This is a genomic window from Streptomyces sp. NPDC049887 (assembly GCF_040656535.1).
Taxonomy (GTDB): Bacteria; Actinomycetota; Actinomycetes; order Streptomycetales; family Streptomycetaceae; genus Streptomyces.
Genome location: NZ_JBFAMM010000017.1, coordinates 64,268 through 79,129 on the forward strand (window position 1 = coordinate 64,268; position 14,862 = coordinate 79,129).

The window sequence follows — 14,862 nt, forward strand, 5'->3', positions numbered from 1 at the left end:
GGCGCGTCAGCTCCTTCCGGGCAGAAGCGCGTTCGTCGTCCGCTCCACGACCGCCCGCCGACGCCCGCGCCGCCCCTCTATAACTGGTCGCATGACACTGCACTGGAAGCTCGTGATCGACGCGACCGACCCGCTCGCCCAGGCCGACTTCTGGGCCGGGGCCCTCGGCTACCGGACGGAGGACAACAGCGCCCTGATCGAGGGCCTGCTGGAGCAGGGCGCCGTCCCCGAGGCCCTGACCACCGAGTGGCACGGCCGCCGCGCATGGCGGGATCTGGCCGCCGTCCGGCATCCGGACGACCCGTACGAGGAGACGACCGGCACGGGACTCGGCAGGCGGCTGCTGTTCCATCGGGTGCCGGAGGCCAAGACGGCCAAGAACCGCCTCCACCTCGACCTCCACCCCGGCCCGGGCCGGCGCGACGAGGAGGTCTCCCGACTGGAGGCACTCGGCGCGAGCGTGCTGCGCGGGGTGAAGGAACCGGGCGGGGAGTGGTGCGTGATGCAGGACCCGGAGGGCAACGAGTTCTGCGTCCACTAGGACGGATTGCGAAAGCAGCTCCGGTCCCCTCGCCGATGTCCATGCACCCGTAGGCGGCCATGGGGCGCTGCGCCCGCAGAGGGGCAGCGGGACAGCAGGCGGACGGCACTCGCTCAACCGACCTTGCGGACTTGACCGTTCCGAGATGTCCGCCTATCGAACCCGACTGACCGGTTTCCGCCCTTGACGGTCAGTCACCATCTCACTGACCATTCAGCACACAGCCGCACCGCACACTGCCGTACCGCGCACAGCTCCAGCACCCTGGGACGCCGTCGTCGCAGGGAGTCCCGCACGTTCCGTCCTGTCCCCGTACGGAATCCGGAGCCCCCACATGAGTCACTCCGCGCACAGACGCACCGCCGCCGCAGCGGCACTGGCCCTCGCCGGACTGCTCACCGCAGCCGTCCCGGCGACCGCAGCACCCGGCGGGCCACCCGCCTCCGCGCCCGACTCCCGGGCGAGCGCCGCCACTTCCCCGGCGGCGCTCGCCGCACCGGACATACCACTCGCCAACGTCAAGGCCCACCTGTCCGAACTGCAGTCCATCGCCGGCGCCAACGGCGGCAACCGCGCCCACGGCCGGCCCGGCTACAAGGCGTCGATCGACTATGTGAAGGCCAAGCTGGATGCCGCCGGATTCACCACCACCGTCCAGCAGTTCACCTCATCGGGGGCCACCGGCTACAACCTGATCGCCGACTGGCCGGGCGGCGACCCCAACCAGGTGCTGATGGCCGGCGCCCACCTCGACTCCGTGAGCTCGGGACCGGGAATGAACGACAACGGCTCCGGCTCGGCCGGTGTGCTCGAGACCGCCCTCGCCGTCTCCAGGGCCCAGCTGCAACCGGCGAAGCACCTGCGCTTCGCCTGGTGGGGAGCGGAGGAGCTGGGGCTCGTCGGCTCCCGGTACCACGTCAACAACCTTCCCTCAGCGGAGCGTTCAAAGATCTCCGGCTATCTCAACTTCGACATGATCGGATCACCGAACCCCGGCTACTTCGTCTACGACGACGACCCGGTGATCGAGCAGACCTTCAAGGACTTCTACGCCGGACTCGGTGTGCCGACCGAGATCGAGACCGAGGGCGACGGCCGATCGGACCACGCCTCGTTCAAGAACGTCGGGATAGCGGTGGGCGGTCTGTTCACCGGCGCCAGCCGCACCAAGTCGAGCGCGCAGGCCCAGAAGTGGGGCGGTACGGCCGGACAGGCATTCGACCGCTGCTACCACTCGTCCTGCGACACCACGTCGAACATCAACGACACGGCGCTCGACCGGAACAGCGACGCCATCGCACACGCCGTCTGGGCACTGTCCACCGGATCGACCGTTCCGCCCGGCGACGTCTACGAGGCCACCGGGGACGTCGCCATCCCGGACAACGGCGCCGCGGTGAACTCGTCCATCACCGTCTCCGGCCGCACGGGCAACGCGCCGGCCACCCTCAAGGTGGGCGTGGACATCAAGCACACCTGGCGGGGTGACCTCGTCGTCGACCTGGTGGCGCCGGACGGCACCGCATACCGCCTGAAGAACTCCAGCGGCAGCGACTCCGCGGACAACGTCATCGCCACGTACACCGTCAACGCCTCCAGTGAGCCGGCCAACGGCACCTGGAACCTGCGGGTCCAGGACGTCGCCCGCTACGACACCGGCTACATCGACAGCTGGCGGCTCACCTTCTGAGCCGACGGCACCGAAGGACCCACCCCCCACAGGCCGCATGCGCACGCGGACACCGTGTGCGCATGCGGTCCTCCGCGGGGTCGCGGCACACACAGGGGTGCGGGGCGGCGTCGGAGCACCCCGCACCCGGTCGTGCTACTTCGCCGCGTTCGCCGCCTCGACGAGTGCGTCCTGGGTGACCGCTCCGACGTACACCTTGCCGTCGTCGGTCATGAGGGCGTTGACCAGACGGGTCTTGAAGACCGTGCCGGCGCCGAAGTCGCCCTTGACCCGGTCGCCGAGGGCGTCCAGGAACTGCCGGGCCTCCGGCGGGGCGTCGCCCGGCTTCGGGGCGGTGGAGCCCTTGCCGCCCGGGGTGGTGATCTCGGCGATGGCGGTCCAGCCCTCGCCGATGACGTTGACCCCCCGGCCGTCCCCGCCGACCAGACCGGCCGGCCCAAAGCCCTCGAGGCCCTCCAGTCCCCCGGCGGGCTTGGGAGCACCCTTCTCCCGGCTGTTGAGCTCGTCGGCCTCGGTGATCTTCGCACCCTTCGGCGGGGTGAAGTCGAAGGTCGACGCGGCGGGACGGGAGAAGTCGACCTTGGTGAAGCCCGCGTCGACCACGGCCTTCCCGCCGGAGCTGGGCAGCAGGGTGAACTTCAGCGGCACGCCGTTCTCCGCGTCCACCGCGATCCTGACGGAGTCGACGGTCGAACCGCTCTGCCTGGGCTTCACGAGCAGCTGGTAGGCGTCGCGGCCCGCGATCCGGGCCGTGCCGTCGACGGTCACCGAGGTGGTGTCGCCGGCCGCCTCCAGCACCTCGTCGGCGAGGTCCTTCGGGGTGGTGGGCAGCTCCTTCGGGGCCCGCTGCTCCCGGTCGGCGCCCGCCCCGGCGTCCCTGCCGTGGAAGACCTCGTTGGACTCGCTGTCGTACGCCCAGACGTCGTCGCCGTTGTGGATGACGCTGTACTCAGCGCCGTCGCCCAGGATCGACAGCCGCTGCCGGTCGGGGCCGTCGGCCGCGACCCGCAGTGTGTGGGTGCCGGACGCCAGTTCCATCAGCCTGGCGTCAGGCGAGGCGGAACCGCCGTCGCCGCCCGCGGCGCCCCCGGCCAGCCCACCGAGGGACGGGAGTCCCAGGTCGGTGCTGATCTTCACCGTGCCGGACAGCTGCTCGGTGTCCGACGCCGCGATCTTCGCGATGAGTTCCTGTGCCGTGATGTCCGGCAGGTCGGGGTCGCCGGACGCGGCGAGCGCCGGGACGAGCCCGATGGTCGCCGCGGCGACCCCCGCCACCGCGACCGGGACGGCGTAGCGTGCCGCCTTGCGGCGGACGACGCCGCCCTCCCCGGCCTCATCGGTGGTCCGTGCGGTGTCGTTCGGTGCCATGGTGTGCCCTACCTCCGTGATCGGCGGCGTCGTCCGTCCAGTGCACGAGTCCACCCCGCGCCGCCATTCTCACCCGTATCGGTCGCTTCGGTGAGGAGTGGTTGTCTCCATCTGACCAAATCGGGAGGTCGCACGCGTCAGCCCCCGGGATCAACTCCGCGTACTGCTGCGGTATGACCCGAGGGCCGGTTCCGTCACCCGTCCAGTAGGGGTCGCAAGGAGGCGGGGCGTCAGCCCGCGCGGTGGACCACCGCGTCGCACAGCTCCTCCAGCGCGGCCCTCGCGGTGCACTCGGGGAGCGCCGCCAGCATCGCGCGCGCCTCCTGCGCGTACCGCACGGTGTCGCGCCTGGCCTGCTCGAGGGCCGAGTGGCCCCGCAGCCTCGCCAGTGCCTCGGCGTGCCGGGCGTCGTCCGTCAGATCGCCGGCGAGCAGTTCGACGAGCTCCACGTCGTCCGGCCGGCCGTGCGCGGCCGCCTCCTCCTGCAGCCGCAGCACCGGCAGGGTGGCGATGCCCTCGCGCAGATCGGTACCGGGGGTCTTCCCGGACTCGTGGGAGTCGGACGCGATGTCGAGGACGTCGTCGGCGAGCTGGAAGGCGACGCCGAGGCGCTCGCCGTACTGGGTGAGTACATCGGTGATCCGCTCGTCGGCGCCCGACATCATCGCGCCGAAGCGGCAGGACACGGCGACCAGCGATCCCGTCTTGCCCCGGAGGACGTCCAGGTAGTGGTCGACCGGGTCGCGGCCGTCGCGCGGACCGGCCGTCTCCAGGATCTGGCCGGTCACGAGTCGTTCGAACGCCTCGGCCTGGATACGGACGGCCTCGGGGCCGAGGTCGGCGAGGATGTGCGAGGCGCGGGCGAACAGGAAGTCGCCGGTGAGGACGGCCAGGGAGTTCCCCCAGCGGGCGTTGGCGCTGGGCACTCCACGGCGCACGTCGGCCTCGTCCATCACGTCGTCGTGGTACAGCGTCGCCAGGTGGGTCAGCTCGACGACGACGGCCGAGGGCACGATCCCCGGTGCGTCCGGGTCGCCGAACCGGGCGGCCAGCATCACCAGCAGCGGCCGGAAGCGCTTCCCGCCGGCCCGGACGAGGTGCTGCGCGGCCTCCGTGATGAAGGGCACCTCGCTCTTGGTGGCATCGAGCAGCCCCGACTCGACGGCCGCCAATCCGGTCTGGACATCGGCCTCAAGAGCCTGGTCCCGCACGCTCAGCCCGAACGGCCCGACGACGGTCACGAGAGGTACTCCTGTCTGCTGACGATCACACGGATTGTCGATGTGTCGCTGTCACCACTCAAGTCAGCGTATCCGGTCGCGTTTCGATCACCATGGGCGCCTTCCCGCCTCCCCCGGTATGTTCGTGATCAGCTGATACGACTGGATGTGAGAGTTTTGTCAGGAATCTCAATGGTGCCCGCCGGGCCGTGCGCACACCGGACCGCCGGGGCCCACCCCACCCACTTCCGCCGGGCGGGCGCGGACACCCGGAGGGGTGTGCCGGATCCGCCGGGGTCCGCGTCATGAGGATCCGCACCGACTACCCGTACGAGACCCGCCAGGACGACGTCCGCATCCCGGTGCCCGACGCCTGCGGGGGCACCACCCTGCTCCACGGCCGCGTCTGGCGGCCGGTCACCGACGAGCCGGTCCCCGCCCTGCTCGAATACCTCCCCTCCCGGCTGAGCGACCGGACCGCGGCCTCGGACCGGCAGCGCCACCCCTGGTACGCGGGGCACGGCTACGCCTCCGTACGCGTCGACGTCCGCGGCCACGGCAACAGCGAGGGCGTGCCCGGCGACGAGTACGCGGCGACCGTCCCGGCGGACGGGGCGGCCGTCGTCGAATGGCTCGCCCGGCAGCCGTGGTGCACGGGCCGTGTGGGCATGTTCGGGGTCTCCTGGGGCGGCACCAGCGCCCTGCAGATCGCGGCGCTCGCGCCGGAGCCGCTGAAGGCCGTCGTCGCGGTCTGCGCCACCGACGACCGGTACGACAACGACGTGCACCGCATCGGCGGCGCGGTCGCCGCCGCAGGCACCGCGTCCTGGGCGGCGGAACTGCTCGCCCTCAGCGCCCGGCCGCCCGACCCGCTCCACGCCGGAGAGGACTGGAGCCGGATGTGGCAGACCCGGCTGGAGGCTCTCGAACCCCTCCACCACACCTGGCTCGCCCACCGCACACGGGACGTGTACTGGGAGCGGGGCAGCGTGTGCGAGGACTACGCCGCGATCCGGGCGGCGGTGCTCGCCGTCGGCGGCTGGCAGGACCCGCACCGGGACACCGTGCTGCGGCTGGTCCGCGAGCTGGACCCGGCACGGACGCGGGGGATCATCGGTCCCTGGCCGCGCGAGTACCCGGACCAGGAGCGGCCCCCGGGCCCCGCGATCGGCTTCCTCCAGGAGACGCTGCGCTGGTGGGACCACTGGCTGCACGGCGACGCCCGGGACCGCGCCGGGCACGGCGGCACTGGCCGGCCGAGCTCCGCCGGCCCCTCCCCCGGTGCGGGCACGGACGCCCGCACCGGTGCGGGCGCCGCCATCGGCGTGATGGCGGAACCGCTGCTCCGGATCTGGATCACCGAGTCCCACCCGCCCGCCACGGCGTACGACGAACTGCCCGGCCGCTGGGACGGCGAGCCCGACTGGCCGTCCCCCCGGATCACCCCGGTGGCGTACGCGTTCCAGGGGCCGCCGCAGGTCGTCGACTCGCCGCAGCAGACCGGGCTCGACGCCGGCAGCTTCACCCCCTTCGGCGAGGACGCCGATCTGCCACCCGACCAGCGGGACGAGGACGCCAAATCCGTGAGCTTCGAGTTCGAGGTCGCGGAGCGGACCGAGATCCTGGGACGTCCGCGCGTGATCCTGCGGCTCCGTCTGGACGTGCCGCACGGACTGGCCGTCGCCCGGCTGTGCGACGTGGCGCCCGACGGCTCGTCGACACTCGTCACACGGGGCGCGCTCGACCTCTCGGCCCGGACCGGGCCGGACCGCTCGGTCGACTGGCCGGCCGGGGCCACCGACGCCGTATCCTTCGAGCTCGCCGCCGCCGGCCACGCCTTCGCCCCCGGCCATCGCATCCGGCTGGCCGTCTCCTCCGCCTACTGGCCGTGGATCTGGCCCCGTGCGGACTCCGCGGGCTTCACCCTCCACCCGGACGGCTCCTTCCTCGAACTCCCCGTGCGCAGTGCCGCCGCGGGCCCGGAGGCGTTCGGCACGATCGCCTTCGAGGCACCGGAGCACGCCGAGCCGCTCGGCGTCGTCACCCCCGTCACGCTCGATCCGCCGCGCCCCGGACGGCTGATCGTCCGCGATGTCGCCAAGGGCGAATGGCGGCTGGAACTCTCCGGCGACCGCGGCACCCGCGTCCACCCGGACGGCCTCGAACTCACCGAGCGGAGTGCGGAGTCGTACACGATCCAGGAACGGGACCCGCTGTCCGCGAGGGCCCGGTGCGAATGGACGATCCGCCTCCACCGCCCGGAGCTGGCCTGGGACACCACGGTCGAGACCCGCTCCGACATCGGCTGCGACGAGGAGCACTTCACCACCACCGACGAGGTGGTGTGCCGGCACGGCCGCGAGGTGGTCTTCCACCGCACCTGGCGGAGGCGGATCCCGAGGAGCGAGGGCTGACGGGACCATCGCCGGGCGCGCGCAGGGTGTCCGAGCGGGCCCTGACGCCGACTGCACTGTCCACGTAACGTGTCCTCCACACACGTGGAAAGCGAGGCAAGCACCGATGCCCGAGCAGAGCCCGCTCGATCTGGCCGAGGGCGATCCCTTCGGCCCGCACAACCTCCCGTACGGCGTCTTCACCACGGCGGACGAGCCGGACCGGCGCCGGCTCGGGGTCCGGATCGGCGACCACGTGCTCGACGCCGGCGCCGTGGCGCACACGCTCGGCTCCCCGTACGCCGCCCTGCTCGCCCAGCCCGGCCTGGGTGCGCTGCTCGCGGCCGGCCGTACCGCCTGGCGGGACGTGCGCCGCGCGCTCACCGCATGGGTGACGGTGCCGGCCCACCGCCGGGACATCGAGCCGCTGCTCCACCCGCTCGGCTCGGTGACGCTCCATCTCCCCTACGACGTCGCCGACTACGTCGACTTCTACGCCAGCGAGCACCACGCCACCAACGTCGGCCGCATCTTCCGCCCGGACGGCGAGCCGCTCACGCCCAACTGGAAGCACCTGCCGATCGGCTACCACGGCCGCTCCGGCACCGTCGTCGTCTCCGGCACGGAGGTCGTCCGCCCCTCCGGACAGCGGAAGGCCCCCGCCGACCCGGCTCCCGTCTTCGGCCCGTCGGTCAAGCTGGACATCGAGGCCGAGGTCGGCTTCGTCGTCGGCACCCCGTCCGAACTCGGCCGGCCCGTCCCGCTGAACGGTTTCCGCGACCATGTCTTCGGTCTCCAGCTGCTCAACGACTGGTCCGCGCGCGACCTCCAGGCCTGGGAGTACGTGCCCCTCGGCCCGTTCCTCGGCAAGTCGTTCGCCACGTCCGTGTCCGCCTGGGTCACCCCGCTGGAGGCCCTCGACGCGGCCCGGGTCTCCCCGCCCGCCCGGGACTTCGGCCTGCTGCCCTACCTCGACGACTCGGGCGACGAGGAGCCGGGCGGCTTCGACCTGCGCATCTCCGTGGCCGTCAACGGGCAGATCGTGTCCGAGCCGCCGTTCGCGACCATGTACTGGACCGCGGCCCAGCAACTGGCCCACATGACCGTCAACGGCGCCTCGCTGCGCACCGGGGACCTGTACGGCTCCGGCACGGTCAGCGGCCCCGAAGTGCACCAGCGCGGTTCGCTCCTCGAACTCACCTGGAACGGCCGCGACCCGCTGGAACTGCCGTACGGGAAGCGGACGTTCCTGGAGGACGGCGACGAGGTCACCATCACGGCGTGGGCACCGGGCCCCGACGGCGTGAAGGTCGGCCTCGGCGAGGTCACCGGCCGGATCGCGTCCGCCCTCGCGTAGGAAACCGTCGGGTCGGGGTGGCGCCCCGCACCACCTCATGGCATCGGGTCAGGGGCTCCGCTCGGGCTCCTGACCGCCGCGGGACCGGCCTGCTCCCGCGCGCCGAGCGGCTCGTGGACGGGGACCGGGCCTCGGCACCGTCGTGGCCGCCGCACCTGACCGTCACGGCCCGGGAGCGGCCGGGCCTCGCGGAGCCCCGCGGAAGCCGGGCCGGGGCCCGGAGGGTCACCAGTGCTCGGCCAGTCTGAGCACCAGGACCAGCGACCCCGACCCGAGGGCCAGGAGGACCCAGACCGCGACCCACGGCCTGCGGCCGTTCAGCAGATGCCGTACCGCCGCCGTGCCCTCCACGGCGACGCCCGCCATGCCGAGCACCCCGATGACGGCCCCCGTCCAGTAGGCCCACCCCTGCTCCCCGAAGAACCGCAGCAGCAGGAGAGCCGGGAGCAGCACCGCCGCCGGCCAGGTGTCAGCACTGCTCGGCCGCTTCGGCTCCTCCCCCCGGCCGGAGTCCCCTGACCGGTCCGGAGGACCCGGCTCCCCGGTCCGCTGCGACTGCTCCGCTGAAGCGCCCACGATGTCCCCCGTGTCCACGATCAAGGTCCGGCGCCCTGGAGGACGCCGGACCTTGATCCCGGGTTGCCCGGGCCGGGCGGGAACGTACCGGGCAGGAGGACGGAGACGCGGCGGGGGCGGGACCGGTGCCGGTCGAAGCCGGACGGGGTCGGAACCGGGCGGCGCGGGTGCCGACCCGACCCGCGTGGAGGCCGGATCTCGGTCCGGTGGGGCCGGCGGTCAGGTCCTGTCGTCCGTGACGCGCTCGCCCTCGGCCTGGGACGGCGTGGTCCGGTCGACGTCGGGGTGCTGTTCCTCGGTCGACTCCCGGTCCTCGCCCTCGGCCTGGGAAGGGGTGGTGTACTCGGGCTCCTGGTACTGGTCGATCATGACGATCCTCCTCGACCCGACGGCCTCGCCCCGTGATCGAGCCTAGTCGCATTCGGACGGCCAGGCCGGGTGGGCGTTGGGCAGCGCGAGGGCCCGGCACCCCTCCGAGAGGTGCCGGACCCCGGCGCCGACCTAGCGGGGCGTCCCCGCGGACCGCCGCCTACCGCACGAACACGCTCGCCTGGCCGGCCAGGTCCAGGAAGTACTGCGGTACCACGCCGAGCACCAGGGTGACCGCGACGCCGACCGCGATCGCCGACATCGTCAGCGGGGAGGGGACGGCGACCGTCGGGCCCTCCGGCTTCGGCTCGCTGAAGAACATCAGCACGATGACCCGGATGTAGAAGAACGCGGCGATCGCGGACGAGATCACACCGACCACGACCAGTGCCCCGGCGCCTCCCTCCGCCGCCGCCCGGAACACGGCGAACTTCCCGGAGAATCCGGAGGTCAGCGGGATACCGGCGAAAGCCAGCAGGAACACCGCGAAGACGGCCGCGACCAGCGGCGACCGCCTGCCGAGGCCCGCCCATTTGGAGAGGTGGGTGGCCTCGCCACCGGCGTCGCGCACCAACGTGACCACCGCGAACGCACCGATGGTGACGAAGGAGTACGCGAGCAGGTAGAAGAGCACCGACGAAACGCCCTCCGGCGTCACCGCGATGACACCGGCGAGGATGAAACCGGCGTGTGCGATCGAGGAGTACGCCAGGAGCCGCTTGATGTCGGTCTGGGTGATGGCGACGATCGCGCCGCCCAGCATGGTGACGATGGCGATCGCCCACATGACCGGCCGCCAGTCCCAACGCAGCCCGGGCAGCACCACGTACAGCAGCCGGAGCAGTGCGCCGAAGGCCGCGACCTTCGTGGCCGCCGCCATGAAGCCGGTGACCGGGGTCGGTGCACCCTGGTAGACGTCCGGGGTCCACATGTGGAACGGCACCGCGCCCACCTTGAAGAGCAGCCCCGTCAGGATCAGCGCCCCACCGATGAGCAGGAGGGCGTCGTTGCCCATCGTGCCGGCGAGCGCCGGGTCGATGGTCTGGACGGTGCCGTCGACGACGTCGGCGATGCGGGCGTAGGCGACCGAGCCGGCGTAGCCGTACAGCAGGGCGATGCCGAAGAGCAGGAACGCGGAGGAGAAGGCGCCGAGGAGGAAGTACTTCACCGCGGCCTCCTGCGACATGAGCCGCTTGCGGCGGGCCAGCGCGCACAGCAGGTACAGCGGGAGGGAGAAGACCTCCAGGGCGATGAACAGCGTCAGCAGGTCGTTCGCCGCGGGGAAGACCATCATCCCCGCCACGGCGAACAGGGCCAGCGGGAACACCTCGGTGGTGGTGAACCCGGCCTTGACCGCGGCCTTCTCACTGTCGCTGCCCGGTACGGAGCCGGCCTGTGCGGCGAAGGAGTCGACGCGCTCGCCGTGGGCCGCGGGGTCGAGCCGGCGCTCGGCGAACGTGAACACCGCGACCAGCGACGCCAACAGGATGGTGCCCTGCAGGAACAGGGCGGGGCCGTCGACCGCGATGGCGCCCATCGCCGCGATGTGCGCCTTGGTCGTGCCGTAACCGCCGGCGGCCAGGCCGACGACCGCGGCGAACGCGGCGGTCAGGGCCACGACGGCGAGGAACACCTGTGTGTAGTGGCGGCTCCTGCGGGGGACGAAGGCCTCGACCAGCACACCGAGGATCGCCGCGCCGACCACGATCAGCGTGGGCGCGAGCTGTGCGTACTCGATGTGCGGGGCCGGGATCCTGTCCAGCGGCTCGGCCGCCGTCGTCCACAGGCTGTGGACAGCTGTCGTGCTCACTTGGCCGCCTCCACCTCGGGCTGGGGGTCCTTCTTCTGGACGTCGGACATGGTGTGTTCGACGGCCGGGTTGACGATGTCCGTCAGCGGCTTCGGATAGACGCCGAGGAAGATGAGCAGCGCGATCAGCGGCGTGACCACCACCAGTTCACGCAGCCGCAGATCCGGCAGGCTCCGCACCTCCTCCTTCACCGGCCCGGTCATCGTCCGCTGGTACAGCACCAGCGTGTAGAGCGCGGCGAGCACGATGCCGAAGGTCGCGATGATGCCGACGACCGGATAGCGCGCGAACGTCCCGACGAGGACCAGGAACTCACTGACGAACGGCGCGAGTCCCGGCAGCGACAGGGTCGCCAGTCCCCCGATGAGGAAGGTGCCGGCGAGGACCGGGGCGACCTTCTGCACTCCGCCGTAGTCGGCGATGAGCCGGGAACCACGCCGCGAGATCAGGAAGCCGGCCACCAGCATCAGCGCGGCGGTCGAGATCCCGTGGTTCACCATGTAGAGCGTCGCCCCGGACTGCCCCTGGGTGGTCATCGCGAAGATGCCCATGATGATGAAGCCGAAGTGGGAGATCGACGCGTAGGCGATCAGGCGCTTGATGTCGCGCTGTCCGACGGCGAGCAGCGCACCGTAGACGATGCTGACCAGGGCGAGGGCCAGGATCACCGGGGTCGCCCACTCGGACGCCTCCGGGAACAGCCCCAGGCAGAAGCGCAGCATCGCGAACGTGCCGACCTTGTCGACCACGGCCGTGATCAGCACGGCGACCGGGGCGGTCGACTCCCCCATCGCGTTGGGCAGCCAGGTGTGCAGCGGCCACAGCGGCGCCTTCACCGCGAAGGCGAAGAAGAAGCCGAGGAACAGCAGCCGCTCGGTGCCGGTGGCCATCTCCAGCGTGCCGTTGGCACGGGCCTCGGCGATCTCCGTCAGCGAGAAGTTCCCCGCGACCACGTAGAGCCCGATGACCGCGGCCAGCATGATGAGTCCGCCGGCCAGGTTGTAGAGCAGGAACTTCACCGCGGCGTAGGAGCGCTGGGCCGCCGCGTTCCCGTCGCCGCCCCCCGCTGCGGCAGTGGCCTGCCGAGCGGGTGCGGCACGGTCCCCGAAGCCGCCGATGAGGAAGTACATCGGGATGAGCATGGCTTCGAAGAGGATGTAGAAGAGGAAGACGTCGGTGGCCTCGAAGGAGAGGATCACCATCGCCTCGACCGACAGGATCAGGGCGAAGAATCCCTGGGTCGGCCGCCACCGGTAGGGCTTCGTCCCGGCAGGGGTGTCCGCGCCGGCGGCGGGGGAAGGGTCGGCATCGTGCCAACCCGCCAGAATGATCGGCGGGATCAGCACGGCGGTCAGCGCGATCAGCGCCACCGCGATCCCGTCCACGCCCAGTTCGTAGCGGACGCCGAAGTCCGCGATCCAGGCGTGGGACTCGGTGAGCTGGTAGCGGTCGCCGCCGGGCTCGAACCGTACGGCGATCACCGCCGCGAGCACGAGCGTGCCCAGGGAGACCAGCAGCGCCAGCCACTTGGCGGCCGTGCGCCGGCCGGCCGGGACGGCGGCGGTGGCGATCGCGCCGAGCGCCGGGAGCGCCGCCGCCGCGGTGAGGAGCGGGAAGGACATGTCGGTTACACCGCCCTCATCAGCAGGGTCGCGGCGATCAGCACCGCCGTACCTCCGAACATCGTGACCGCGTAGGTGCGGGCGTAGCCGTTCTGCAGCTTGCGGAGCCGGCCGGAGAGGCCGCCGAACGAGGCCGCCGTGCCGTTGACGACCCCGTCGACCAGGCTGTGGTCCACGTACACGAGCGACCGGGTCAGGTGCTCGCCGCCGCGGACCAGGACAACATGGTTGAAGTCGTCCTGGAGGAGGTCGCGGCGGGCGGCCCGGGTGAGCAGCGAGCCGCGCGGCGGGGTGACCGGCACCGGGCGGCGGCCGTACTGCAGCCAGGCGAGCGCGACGCCGAGGACCATCACCGCGACCGTGGCGGTCGTGACCGTGGTGGCGCTGAGCGGCGAATGGCCGTGGTCGAAGCTGGTGACCGGCTCCAGCCACTTCACGAACGACTCGTGCCAGGAGAACAGCCCGCCGGCGAACACCGAGCCGAAGGCGAGCACGATCATCGGGATCGTCATGGTCCTCGGCGACTCGTGCGGATGCGGCAGTTCACCCTTGTCGTCGGGCTGCCAGCGCTTCTCGCCGAAGAAGGTCATCAGCATCACGCGCGTCATGTAGAAGGCGGTGATGGCGGCGCCCAACAGGGCCGCGCCTCCGAGGATCCAGCCCTCGGTACCGCCCTTGGCGAAGGCGGCCTCAATGATCTTGTCCTTGGAGAAGAAGCCGGACAGGCCGGGGAAACCGATGATGGCGAGGTAGCCGAGGCCGAAGGTGACGAAGGTGATCGGCATGTACTTCCGCAGGCCGCCGTACTTCCTCATGTCCACCTCGTCGTTCATGCCGTGCATGACCGAACCGGCACCGAGGAAGAGCCCGGCCTTGAAGAAGCCGTGGGTGACCAGGTGCATGATCGCGAAGGCGTATCCGATCGGGCCGAGGCCCGCCGCCAGGATCATGTAGCCGATCTGCGACATCGTCGAGCCGGCCAGCGCCTTCTTGATGTCGTCCTTCGCACAACCGACGATCGCACCGAAGAGGAGCGTGACCGCGCCGACCGTGACGACGGCGAGCTGGGCGTCCGGGGCGGCGTTGAAGATCGCCCCGGAGCGGGTGATCAGGTAGACGCCGGCGGTGACCATGGTCGCCGCGTGGATCAGGGCCGACACCGGCGTCGGGCCCTCCATCGCGTCCCCGAGCCAGGACTGCAGCGGCACCTGGGCGGACTTGCCGCAGGCGGCGAGCAGCAGGAGCAGGCCCAGGGCGGTCAGCGTGCCCTCGGACGCCTCGCCCGTGGACCCGAGCACCGGCCCGAAGGCGAAGGTGCCGAAGGTGGTGAACATCAGCATGATGGCGATGGACAGGCCCATGTCGCCGACCCGGTTGACCAGGAAGGCCTTCTTCGCCGCCGTCGCCGCGCTGGGCTTGTGCTGCCAGAAGCCGATGAGCAGGTACGAGGCGAGGCCGACGCCCTCCCACCCGACGTACAGCAACAGGTAGTTGTCGGCGAGCACGAGCAGGAGCATCGCCGCGAGGAACAGGTTGAGGTAGCCGAAGAAGCGGCGGCGGCGCTCGTCGTGCTCCATGTACCCCACCGAGTACAGATGGATGAGCGAGCCGACGCCGGTGATCAGCAGGACGAAGGTCATCGACAGCTGGTCGAGCTGGAAGGCGACGTCCGCCTGGAAGCCGCCGACCGGGATCCAGCTGAACAGGTACTGGTGGAGAGTGCGGTCGTCGCCGGGCCGGCCGAGCATGTCGGCGAAGAGCACGACGGCGACGACAAAGGAGGCGGCGGCGAGCGCGGTGCCGATCCAGTGGCCCGAGCGGTCGAGCCGGCGCCCTCCGAGCAGCAGCACGGCCGCGCCGAGCAGGGGCGCCGCGACCAGCAGCGCGATCAGGTTCTCTGCGTTGTCCACGAGTCT

The 14,862-nt window shown here is 71.5% G+C and carries 11 protein-coding genes; 4 read left to right on the top strand and 7 right to left on the bottom strand.

Translation table 11 applies throughout. The annotated features are described in order from the left end of the window. The first annotated feature begins 91 nt into the window (after positions 1-91). On the top strand, positions 92-541 hold the full coding sequence (locus AB0J10_RS21130) for a VOC family protein (protein WP_363063745.1): 450 nt from the start codon (positions 92-94) through the stop codon (positions 539-541). Between the two features lie 334 nt (positions 542-875). Further along, entirely contained in the window at positions 876-2,231 is a 1,356-nt protein-coding gene (locus tag AB0J10_RS21135; RefSeq protein WP_363063747.1) for a M28 family metallopeptidase, read from the top strand. A 135-nt stretch (positions 2,232-2,366) separates the two neighbouring features. Here AB0J10_RS21135 and AB0J10_RS21140 read toward each other — a convergent pair whose 3' ends face one another. Both AB0J10_RS21140 and AB0J10_RS21145 read right to left on the bottom strand, forming a co-directional pair. After that, on the bottom strand, positions 2,367-3,599 hold the full coding sequence (locus tag AB0J10_RS21140) for a sigma-E factor regulatory protein RseB domain-containing protein (RefSeq protein WP_363063749.1): 1,233 nt from the start codon (positions 3,597-3,599) through the stop codon (positions 2,367-2,369). A 230-nt stretch (positions 3,600-3,829) separates the two neighbouring features. Further along, a complete protein-coding gene (locus AB0J10_RS21145) occupies positions 3,830-4,840 on the bottom strand; it encodes a polyprenyl synthetase family protein (RefSeq protein WP_363063751.1) in 1,011 nt (336 codons plus the stop codon). Between the two features lie 284 nt (positions 4,841-5,124). On the opposite strand from AB0J10_RS21145, the gene AB0J10_RS21150 reads away from it, so the two are divergent. Both AB0J10_RS21150 and fahA read left to right on the top strand, forming a co-directional pair. Beyond that, the gene (locus tag AB0J10_RS21150) at positions 5,125-7,233 is read left to right on the top strand and encodes a CocE/NonD family hydrolase (RefSeq protein WP_363063753.1); all 2,109 of its coding nucleotides are present in this window, start codon (positions 5,125-5,127) and stop codon (positions 7,231-7,233) included. Positions 7,234-7,339: 106 nt separating this feature from the next. After that, positions 7,340-8,569, top strand: a complete 1,230-nt coding sequence (fahA, locus tag AB0J10_RS21155; protein ID WP_363063755.1) for a fumarylacetoacetase — start codon at positions 7,340-7,342, stop codon at positions 8,567-8,569. Between the two features lie 225 nt (positions 8,570-8,794). Here fahA and AB0J10_RS21160 read toward each other — a convergent pair whose 3' ends face one another. From AB0J10_RS21160 to nuoL, 5 genes are all read right to left on the bottom strand, one after another. After that, complete coding sequence (locus tag AB0J10_RS21160; protein WP_363063757.1) at positions 8,795-9,145, bottom strand: hypothetical protein; 351 nt, start codon at positions 9,143-9,145, stop codon at positions 8,795-8,797. A 219-nt stretch (positions 9,146-9,364) separates the two neighbouring features. Further along, positions 9,365-9,514, bottom strand: a complete 150-nt coding sequence (locus AB0J10_RS21165) for a hypothetical protein (protein WP_283300345.1) — start codon at positions 9,512-9,514, stop codon at positions 9,365-9,367. Positions 9,515-9,674: 160 nt separating this feature from the next. Then, positions 9,675-11,324 (bottom strand): NADH-quinone oxidoreductase subunit NuoN, encoded by a 1,650-nt coding sequence (gene nuoN / locus AB0J10_RS21170; RefSeq protein ID WP_363063760.1) that lies wholly within the window; start codon positions 11,322-11,324, stop codon positions 9,675-9,677. Continuing rightward, positions 11,321-12,946: an NADH-quinone oxidoreductase subunit M gene (locus AB0J10_RS21175; protein WP_363063762.1), complete on the bottom strand. Its 1,626-nt coding sequence runs from the start codon at positions 12,944-12,946 to the stop codon at positions 11,321-11,323. Before AB0J10_RS21175 ends, nuoN begins: the two co-directional genes overlap by 4 nt. A gap of 5 nt (positions 12,947-12,951) precedes the next feature. Next, positions 12,952-14,856 carry an NADH-quinone oxidoreductase subunit L gene (gene nuoL / locus AB0J10_RS21180; RefSeq protein ID WP_363063764.1) on the bottom strand — a complete coding sequence of 635 codons (1,905 nt, stop codon included), beginning with the start codon at positions 14,854-14,856 and terminating at the stop codon, positions 12,952-12,954. Positions 14,857-14,862: the final 6 nt, after the last annotated feature.